At 39.1% G+C, this 9,657-nt stretch carries 10 protein-coding genes and 1 riboswitch; of the genes, 5 read left to right on the top strand and 5 right to left on the bottom strand.

All coding sequences use genetic code 11. From position 1 onward, the window contains the following. Positions 1-236 precede the first annotated feature (236 nt). The gene (locus ACLIBH_RS14110; RefSeq protein ID WP_439317354.1) at positions 237-1,310 is read right to left on the bottom strand and encodes a glycosyltransferase family 4 protein; all 1,074 of its coding nucleotides are present in this window, start codon (positions 1,308-1,310) and stop codon (positions 237-239) included. Positions 1,311-1,787: 477 nt separating this feature from the next. Beyond that, positions 1,788-1,897, top strand: a riboswitch (TPP riboswitch). Positions 1,898-2,405: 508 nt separating this feature from the next. Here ACLIBH_RS14110 and ACLIBH_RS14105 point away from each other — a divergent pair. From ACLIBH_RS14105 to ACLIBH_RS14085, 5 genes are all read left to right on the top strand, one after another. Next, positions 2,406-3,419: an ABC transporter substrate-binding protein gene (locus ACLIBH_RS14105; protein WP_439317353.1), complete on the top strand. Its 1,014-nt coding sequence runs from the start codon at positions 2,406-2,408 to the stop codon at positions 3,417-3,419. 247 nt (positions 3,420-3,666) lie between these two features. Further along, complete coding sequence (locus ACLIBH_RS14100) at positions 3,667-3,954, top strand: thiamine-binding protein (RefSeq protein WP_439317352.1); 288 nt, start codon at positions 3,667-3,669, stop codon at positions 3,952-3,954. Further along, complete coding sequence (locus ACLIBH_RS14095) at positions 3,951-4,718, top strand: ABC transporter permease (protein WP_439317351.1); 768 nt, start codon at positions 3,951-3,953, stop codon at positions 4,716-4,718. The genes ACLIBH_RS14100 and ACLIBH_RS14095 overlap by 4 nt, the downstream gene beginning before the upstream one ends. Further along, complete coding sequence (locus ACLIBH_RS14090) at positions 4,718-5,455, top strand: ABC transporter ATP-binding protein (RefSeq protein WP_439317350.1); 738 nt, start codon at positions 4,718-4,720, stop codon at positions 5,453-5,455. The genes ACLIBH_RS14095 and ACLIBH_RS14090 overlap by 1 nt, the downstream gene beginning before the upstream one ends. Positions 5,456-5,559: 104 nt before the next feature. After that, entirely contained in the window at positions 5,560-5,868 is a 309-nt protein-coding gene (locus ACLIBH_RS14085) for a hypothetical protein (RefSeq protein ID WP_439317349.1), read from the top strand. A gap of 44 nt (positions 5,869-5,912) precedes the next feature. Here the strand turns inward: ACLIBH_RS14085 and ACLIBH_RS14080 are convergent, their stop codons facing one another. From ACLIBH_RS14080 to ACLIBH_RS14065, 4 genes are all read right to left on the bottom strand, one after another. Then, a complete protein-coding gene (locus ACLIBH_RS14080; protein WP_439317348.1) occupies positions 5,913-7,172 on the bottom strand; it encodes a Zn-dependent hydrolase in 1,260 nt (419 codons plus the stop codon). A 163-nt stretch (positions 7,173-7,335) separates the two neighbouring features. Then, positions 7,336-8,607: a TRAP transporter large permease gene (locus ACLIBH_RS14075; RefSeq protein WP_439317347.1), complete on the bottom strand. Its 1,272-nt coding sequence runs from the start codon at positions 8,605-8,607 to the stop codon at positions 7,336-7,338. Between the two features lies 1 nt (position 8,608). Beyond that, positions 8,609-9,085, bottom strand: a complete 477-nt coding sequence (locus tag ACLIBH_RS14070; RefSeq protein WP_439317346.1) for a TRAP transporter small permease — start codon at positions 9,083-9,085, stop codon at positions 8,609-8,611. 248 nt (positions 9,086-9,333) lie between these two features. After that, on the bottom strand, positions 9,334-9,657 hold a 324-nt coding region (locus ACLIBH_RS14065), incomplete at its 5' end, for an ISL3 family transposase (RefSeq protein WP_439317331.1).

Genomic DNA, 9,657 nt, shown 5'->3' with positions numbered 1-9,657 from the left:
CTACGATAAAATAAAATGTAGTATATTCTTAATAATGGCTAAAAATTATTCATTAATAGAGTTATTAAGTGAAAACTGACAGTAAAAGTACATAGTTAGTTTTCATTAAAATTACTCATTCCATTATGTGTTCTATACTGATACATTCGTTTATAAATACATACTTTTAATCTGGCTAATAAGCGGTATATTAAGAAAACTTTATTGCTTCAAATAATTCATATCAAACATTTGACTTAATCTCTATTCTGTTTCTTGACAAGTTTACCAATACCTTCAATAATAGGTCGCTTTCCCCCCATGACTAAACCAGCTATTTCTGCAAGAAGGTGTATTAGAAAAAGAACAAAACAAGTAATGATTAAAGACAACGTCAATGATGCTTCATTGAATAAAATTGCCATTATGCCGAACAATGCACTAAATGAATAGATGATAAGCACTGTTTTTCGATGACTGTACCCTGCCTTTAATAATTGATAATGTATATGTTTATTATCCGCCCCCATTATGTTTTCTTTGTTGTATACCCTACGAACAATTGCAAATAAAGTATCAAAGATTGGAACTGCTAACACAATAACCGGAATAATAAAACTAAACAATGTGATGTTTTTAAATAATCCCAACATTGATACTACAGCAATCATAAAGCCAAGAAAGTTAGAACCCGTATCTCCCATATAAATTTTTGCTGGATAAAAGTTATGATATAAAAAACCTAGATTGGCACCTATTAAAACAACACACAAATAAGCAGCAACAATTTGCATGTCAGCGATAGCCATTATTAACATACTTGTAAAAGCAATTGTCGTAACTCCGGTCGCTAGTCCGTCTAATCCATCTATTAAATTAATTGCATTTGTAATCCCAATTACCCAAAGAAGAGTTATCGGAATACTTGCAATCCCTAAATCAACCACACCAATTATTGGCAATGTAATTCGTTCAATTATTAAACCCGATGAAACAAGTAATAACGTAGCACTTAATTGACCTGTTAATTTGATAACTGGGCTAAGGCTGTAACGGTCATCAATTGCTCCCGTTATGATAATAATGATTGCTCCAAACAAAATTTCAGGCAAGTGTTCATGATGTGGTTGTAAATAAAGAGCACCTACAAAAGCCCCAATAAAAACAGCTACACCTCCAAGGCGCGGAGTCACCTTTGTATGTATTTTCCGGAAATTAGGATAATCTACTACTCCTAATTTGATAGCAAGCTGTTTGACTGGATAAGTGAATAAAAATGATAACGATAAAGCAATTAAAAATGAAACAAGTAAATCTACATAATTATACATTTTATTCTCCTTGTTATTATAAAGTAAAACAAATAATAGGATTTGATTTGTTGTTTAGTACAGTATGTTTTTAATGTAATCGAAAAAAAAACAGAGGCGATTCCATTGTTAGTGACTTGTTTTAAAATAATGTATACTTAAGCGATCCTCACAGTATGTAAACTACCCCTTTTAAAGTAAATTATAGCTGATCGTTGTCGAAAGTTGCAAATATACGTCAAATCAATAAAATGAAGCACAACTGTTTAACACTTTATAAAGCGGGCATGCACACGCTTTTGTTGGAGAAACTAGCTACGGGAACGGTGAGCAATTGGATCAGCTTGTTTTTAGTTTAAATGACGGTTATTTGTATTGAACGATATGTATTTTTAAACGAACTTTTGCTAAATTTGCAACAGTCCTTTTTTTATGGCATACTTGTTTTGTAATGCATTACATGTTCAAAAGACGTTTTGAACGTATACAAATTTTATATTTTTTATGTGGGGGGGCTAGTTATGCTAGCTGAGACTGCATCCTGGAGATGCTGACCCTTTGAACCTGATCTGGTTGGCACCAGCGGAGGGAACATTGCACATCATTTTATATGATAATGGACACCTAATGCGCTAAAGGGCTAACCTTTGGTGCATTTTTTATTTCACAAATGTACATAGTTTGGGTTTTCGGATTAGCTTGTGGAAAATCAGGTAGGCTCTCCGACAGTAACGGATGGAAGGTGCGATACTCCAGATGAAAGAAAGAGATCGGTGAGTGTCCACAGTGCAAAACATGAGTAAGTTCGCGGAAAGCAAATATATTTCATGAGCAGCAATGTTGGATAATTTTTCTTTAGCTATTTCCGTATACCCCATTTTTTAATCCGTTGTTTTAAAGGGAAACCTTTTTAATGTCTGTCTATTTTATTACAAATAGATAGCGCTATTATTGGAGCTGTCAAGTAGCGGAGTCGTTGTTAGCTTTTTTAATAGCTGACTGGCACTGCTCTAACATCGGATTATGTGCAAAAAAGTGAAAGCATAGATGCCAAGCTTGCGTAAGGATACAGAGACTCTCCACTAAAAAAAGCAATTACTATGAGGAGGATTCATATTGAGGAAATTACTTTTTTTATTACTAATTGCACTATTAGCTGTAGTCGGTTGCGGGAATAATGAAACGGAGGATGCGAGTGCACCTGCCGAAAAGGAAGAAGGCACGGATGATTTAACGCCTGTGAAATTCGCACTCGACTGGACACCGAATACGAATCATACCGGTATCTATGTAGCGAAAGAAAAGGGCTATTTTGAAGAGCAAGGATTGGACGTTGAAATTTTACTACCTGGAGAGGTTCGCGTAAACCAGTTGCTAGCAGCAGGGAAAGCGGATTTCGGAATTAGTTACCAGGAGGGGTTGACGCAAGCCCGTTCGGAAGGCTTGCCACTTGTTTCGGTTGCAGCTATTCTTCAGCATAATACAGCAGGGTATGCATCACCAGTCGATAAGAACATTACCGAGCCGAGTGATTTTGAAGGGAAAAAGTTTGGTGCGTATGGTTCTGACTTAGAAAAAGCAATGATGACGACGTTAATGGAAAATGATAATGCAGATGTTGAACAAGTTGATTTTATTACGACTGGGGATTCTGACTTTTTCGTAGCTGTTGAGCGAGATGTGGACTTTTCTCTCGTTTATTATGGTTGGACTGGTATTGAAGCTGAGCTTCGTGGTGTAGATTTAAATATGGTTTATTTGGCAGACTTTGCGGATGAACTCGATTTTTACACTCCAATTATCGCTACAAGCGAAGAGATGATTTCTGCGAATCCGGAAACAGTAGAGAAATTTACTGCAGCTGCGGTGAAAGGGTATGAATTTGCTATTGATCATCCTGAGGAAGCGGCACAAATCTTAATCGATGCCGAGCCTGATCTGAATCCTGACCTCGTTAAGCGTAGTCAAGAGTGGCTTTCTCCTCGTTATCAAGATGATGCCGAGCGTTTCGGAATTCAAGAGAAGGAAAGATGGCAGAAGTTTGCTGACTTTTTACTTGAGAATGAAATTATAGATGAAGCTGTAAATGTTGACGATGCATTTACGAATGAATTTTTGCCGGAAAATTAATGATGATTAAGTTTTTATTAGAAAAATAATTAGATCAAACGTTTAATTAATACGATTAGAATGTAAATTGTTTTTGTAAAGGGCGTGCATAAACAGTCCGTGCGGATTGCGCCCTTTTTTTAAAGCATATTTATGTTAGGGACTATTTTATAAATCATATCTTATATAATTCATAAGATGTGCAAACTTTTTTAATAGTAAAAGGATTCGTGTTGATGTGCAGATTAGTGATAAAGGAGGCGAGCAAATGGCGAATGCACTACTAAGTATTCAAATTATCCCGAAAGTAAAAAATGAAGAGTTGTACTCATTTGTTGATGCTGCAATTGCAGTAATTGAGGCTGCAAATGTAAAATACGAGGTACATCCGATGGAAACGACGATGGAAGGAGAGCTATCAGAGCTTTTAGAAATCGTTCAAGTGATGAATGAAAAAATGACGGAGATGGGGGCGCCTGGTGTTATTTCTCAGGTGAAAATATCTTATCGACCAGAAGGAATTTCGATGAATGAATTAACGGAGAAATATCGATGAAAAAAACTGTTTTTATAAAAAGCTGGCGTCCGGTACTTGCAATTGTTCTCTTCATCGGTCTGTGGGAATTTGCTACCCGTTTGTTTTCGATTGAAGAATGGCTGCTCCCTGCCCCTTCTGATATTGTTCGTGAAGCGCAAACTGTTGTTCCGACCTTTATGCCGCATCTTACTTCAACCGTACAGTTGTCCATTTCTGGATTTTTAATCGGGACGACTGTCGGCTTAGGGGTTGCAACAGTTTTGCATTTAATGCCGCGTGTTCGGGAAACTTTTTTTCCATTCATTATTTTATCGCAAAACATGCCTATTATCGTTCTAGCTCCTTTGCTTGTCATTTGGTTCGGGTTTAATGCGTTGCCGAAATTAATTATTATTACGCTCGCATGCTTTTTTCCCATTGCTGTTTCTGCTTTGGGAGGATTTTCACAGACGAATCGTGACCTCGTGCATTATATGAAAATGATGGGAGCGAGCAAGAGGCAGTTATTTTGGAAGCTGGAGCTGCCGCATGCGATTCCAGCTGTATTTTCTGGTTTAAAAATTGCTGGTACGTACAGTGTTATGGCTGCTGTTGTATCCGAGTGGCTTGGTGCGCAAAAAGGGATTGGTGTTTTTATGACGTTAGCCGCTTCCTCGTATCGAACACCTCGTGTGTTTGTGGCCATTATTGTCGCAATGATATTAAGCTTGTCCTTTTTCGGTATTATTTTATTGCTTGAGCGCTTTTTCATACGCTGGCAACGGAAAGGGGAAGATGTATAATGCTTGAATTACGTCAAGTAAGCAAATCCTTTGGCAGTAAGCATGTTTTAAATAACATCTCTATGAAAGTTGCAGATGGAGAATTCGTCTCCTTAATCGGACCTTCAGGTAGTGGTAAAAGTACATTATTTAGTCTTATTGGTGGCTTGCTAACGCCTGATTCCGGTGATATATATTTATCCGAAGAGCGTATTACAAATAAAAGTGGATTCATTAGTTATATGCCACAGCAAGCTTCCCTTTTTCCGTGGCGAACGATTTTAGATAACGTATTACTCGGACAGGAACTCGAAGGCAAGAAAGATGCGGATCGAGATCGAGCTATAGCAATGCTTAAAAAAGCTGGGCTTGGCGATGTGATAAATGCTTATCCGCATGAGCTTTCTGGTGGTATGAAACAACGCGCTGCATTTATTCGGGCACTGTTAAGTCCACAGTCGCTTATGTGTCTAGATGAACCTTTTTCAGCTCTTGATGAGTTTACACGTCTTGATATGCAGAAATGGCTTCTGTCGATTTGGGAAGAGTACGATCAATCGATTTTGTTTATTACACATAGTATTGATGAGGCGTTATTTTTATCGGATAAAATTGTAATTCTATCGGCAAATCCTGCGGAAATTAAAAAAGTTGTTGACGTACCATTTGCACGTCCTCGAGATGAAAAGATTTTGCTATCTGGGGAATTTCTGCAGTGGAAGAAGGATATTATTGAAGTGATTCAGGACGAGAATTAATTCAAAATCTATCTAGTTGTTACGCTTATCATTAATTCCGCTCGGAGCGCCGGGCGTGCGAAGTGGAGCGCGACGAGCACGGTTGCGAGCGCAGAACACGCAAAATGGAGCGCAAGACGCACGGTTGCGAGCGCGGAACACGCAAAATGGAGCGCGACGAACACGGTTGCGAGCGTACAGCACGCAAAATGGAGCGCGACGAGCACGGTTGCGAGCGTACAGCACGCATTATGGAGCGCGAGATGCTCGATTGCGAGCGCAGAACACGCAAAATGGAGCGCGACGAGCTCGATTGCGAGCGCAGAACACGCAAAATGGAGCGCAAGACGCACGGTTGCGAGCGCGGAACACGCGAAGTGGAGCGCGACGAGCACGGTTGCGAGCGCAGAACACGGCATGTGCTGAGCGGTTAATGAAACCGGGCTGAATTTTCAGCCCGGTTTTTCTTTTTATACGATTATTCATTTAAGACACATGAAGCAGCTGCTGTGTATAGCAGTGTTTGCAGTAAAACTTGTGCGCCTTTGCTGCAGTCTTCTTTACTGCTCCACTCAGTGGATGGGTGATTTCCACCGTCTTTGGAGCGTACAAAAATGATACCGAAGTTGGTAATTTTCCCGAGCAATAATGCGTCGTGCCCAGCACCACAATGCATGCGATAAGCTGGTAGGGATGTGTCCCAGCAGGCTTGTTCCATTTTATTAACTATTTCTGGGGAGCAGGAAACCGGATCGACATCTAGCTTTAAATCAGTTTTTAACGTAAGTTTTTTTTGTTTTGCGATCGCTCGTAATAATTTGATTATTTCCTTTTTCATTTGTTGTCGAATTGTTTTGTCTGTATGTCGAAAGTCTATTGAAAATTCCACTGCTTCTGGTATTATGTTCGTTCCGCCAGGTGAAAGCTTCACTTTTCCAACCGTTGCTACTCCTTCCCATTTAATGGCGATTTTTTCAATCATAAGAAGTGCTTCAGCCATTGCTAATGCAGGGTCTTTTCGCTGTGCCATTGGTGTTGTTCCTGCATGATTAGCTTGACCAACGAATGAAACATCCAATAACGCAGGCCCACGTACATCTTTTGCAATGCCAACCGGCAAATCCTCCCGCTCCAATATTTCCCCTTGTTCAATATGCAGCTCGATATACGCCTTAATTTCTTCAGGCTGGCGCATGGCATCGCGATACGTTTTTGGATCAAGTCCGGCATATTTAAACGCTTCTGCATATGTGACTCCGTTTGCATCGGTTAGTGCAAAGTGGGCTTCCGTCAGTTCGCCGATCATTCCTTTACTTCCGATAAAGCCTGAACCGAAACGAGTACCTTCCTCATCGGTAAACGAAACTACCTCGAGTGGGTGGGTTAGCTTAATGCCGGCTTCAACAATTGTACGGGCTGCTTCAATTCCAGCAAGCACACCTAATGCGCCATCAAACATACCGCCTTGTGTGACTGTATCAATGTGTGAGCCCGTAATAACTGCGGGCTTAGCATCTTGTATGCCAGGCAATCGGCCGATAATATTACCTACTGCATCCGTTCGTACAGAAAGTCCCGCCTCCTGCATTAAAAAGATAATATATTCTCTTGCTTCCATATCAGCATCCGTTAATGATAGCCTAGTTATGCCGCCATTTGGATCATTGCCAATTTCAGAAAGCTCCAATATTGTTGCCCATAGTCGATCACTATTGATTTGATAGGACGGTTTCAACAATGCACCACCTCCAACTTCTATCCTTGCCACTTTAAAAAAATAAGCTAACAAACTACGTTTCGTATATTTGTTAACTTTTATAATTCGTTAATATCTAATTATCGTATCGACAGTAACGTAAACACGTGCTCAACTATACATACTATTCAATTCACACATTTTTTTACATAAAGATACTTGGAACCCATAAAGTCAATGCCGGTATATACGTAATCAATAGAACAACTACCGCACCGACTAAGAAGAATGGCATAATATCTTTAATCGTATCTTCCATATCAATTTTTGCTAAATGAATTGAAATGTAAAGCGTTGAACCTACTGGCGGTGTAAATAAACCTAGAGCAAGTGTACATAGCATTACGATTGAAAAGTGCAACGGATCCATTCCGAGTGTTTGTGCAATCGGGAAAAAGATCGGAATAAAAATGAACAAGTTCGGTACGAGCTCAATAACCATTCCAGCGAGCAACATAATTACAACGAGCAGCAAAATAAGGCCCCAGTCAGCAATTCCTAGTCCGAGTAACATTTCTCCAAGCATTTTCGGGATACTTTCAGAAATAAGCACCCATGTAAAAATCGTTGATGTACTAACGATAAACATAACGATAGCTGTTCCATATACTGCATCGACAAGTGAGGCTACTATTTTTTTGAAATTTAGTGTACGATAAACTACCGTACCTACTAAAAATGCGTATACTGCTGCTAATGCTGCAGCTTCTGTAGCTGTTGCAACACCGAACACAATTACGTAAATTAATACGATCGGTAAAATCAGTGCCCAAATGGCATTGCGAAAGCTCGTAACAAACTCAGAAAAAGTTGCACGCTGCTCTCTCGGATACCCTCTACGAATGGATATAAATATCGTAAAGAACAAAAAGGCAACACCAATTAATATTCCTGGAATAACACCGGCTAAAAACATTTGTGCTACTGACAAATTCGCGAGCCAAGCGATTATAATCATCGTACTGCTTGGTGGTATGATAATCCCTACAACCGAACTGGATGCATTAATTGCAGCAGAGAAAGAGGACGAGTATCCTTTTCTTTTCATTTCTGGAATTAATACACTTCCAACAGAGGCAGCGTCTGCAACAGACGAACCGGAAACACCGGCCATGCCCATACTCGTTACAACGGAAACACAGCCAAGACCACCAGGCAATTGACGTACCATTGTATCAGCAAGTTTAATAATACGCTGTGCAATTCCACCGTGTACCATTAAACTTCCAGTTAATATGAAAAACGGGATTGCTAAGAACGCAAACGATTGTGAGTTTGAGAAAAACTGCTGTGCAACCATACTTAAAGGAATTCCCTCTACCATGATATACATTAAAGCGGATGCTCCCATCGCAAAAGCGATCGGTACACCGAAGAACATTAGTAAAAAAAATAATAAAATCATGATCCAAATCATGTTAATCCTCCTCTAAAGCTAGATCTTTTTTTGCGATGATCAAATAAAGCTGATACACAATAATGAGGGTTATTCCAATAAACGCTACCGTTATGGAATAATGCAACCATGCTTTAGAGATTTGCAAAACTGGGAGCTTTTGAGTTGTAGAAATATTAATTAGTTGGAAGCTGGAAATAATCATATACACGGAAAAATAAAGCATAATTAATTTCGTAATAAAGACTGAAACGATTTGTGCTTTTTCCGGTAATTTGTTTCTAAAATAACTAACGAAGAAGTGACCATTATCTTTCGTAACAATAATAGCAGCTAAAAAAGCCATCCACGGAAAAATTAATGCAACCAATTCACCTGTTTGCTTTATTGGCATATTTAAAAAATAGCGGCTAACTACTTCAAAAGATACGATTATCGTTAATAATGCCATCATTATATTCGTAACGATTTGTACGAAATGAATAAATTTGTTGATCACGACATACCCTCCTTTAAACTCTTTTCAAACGAATTTAATAATGTAGCTTCACCTGAATGCTTGCTACCTTAATCATAAATCCATGTGCAATAAATTAATCAGATTAGATCCTTATGGTATGAAAATACGGATGTGTCCGTTGCGAGCGGGGAAAACCTATATACGAGCGGTACGCACACATTCGCTAGCGCTCATATAATTTTTGGTTCTACGTCAAATGTTGGGGTGAGCTAACGCTCACTCCTTATTTATGCGACCCGCCCATTTATGTTTTTATATTGATGATGTAATAGTACTCTTAAACGAAAGCGATCAAAACGGCGGTAACCAAATGCGTTTCTCTTTATCACTTTTGTTTGGTTATTAATACCCTCGACATAACCATTATGCAAATTAAAAGCGAAACTATTCAAAATTTCCTTCTGCCAGTTCTGAAAAGTTTCTACTGCCTTCTTGAATTCATCAAGGCCTGATGCTTTTACTAAACTGTAAAATTCGTATAAACGTTCCTTGACCGCCGTTAAATTGGAAGGCCCTAGGGCCTTTGCTTCTTCAAACCAATACCGATATGC

This window comes from Virgibacillus sp. W0430, assembly GCF_051846935.1.
GTDB lineage: Bacteria > Bacillota > Bacilli > Bacillales > Amphibacillaceae > JBPYCR01.
Note: the sequence above shows the minus strand (reverse complement) of the source record. Positions and strands in the feature narration are given on the sequence as shown.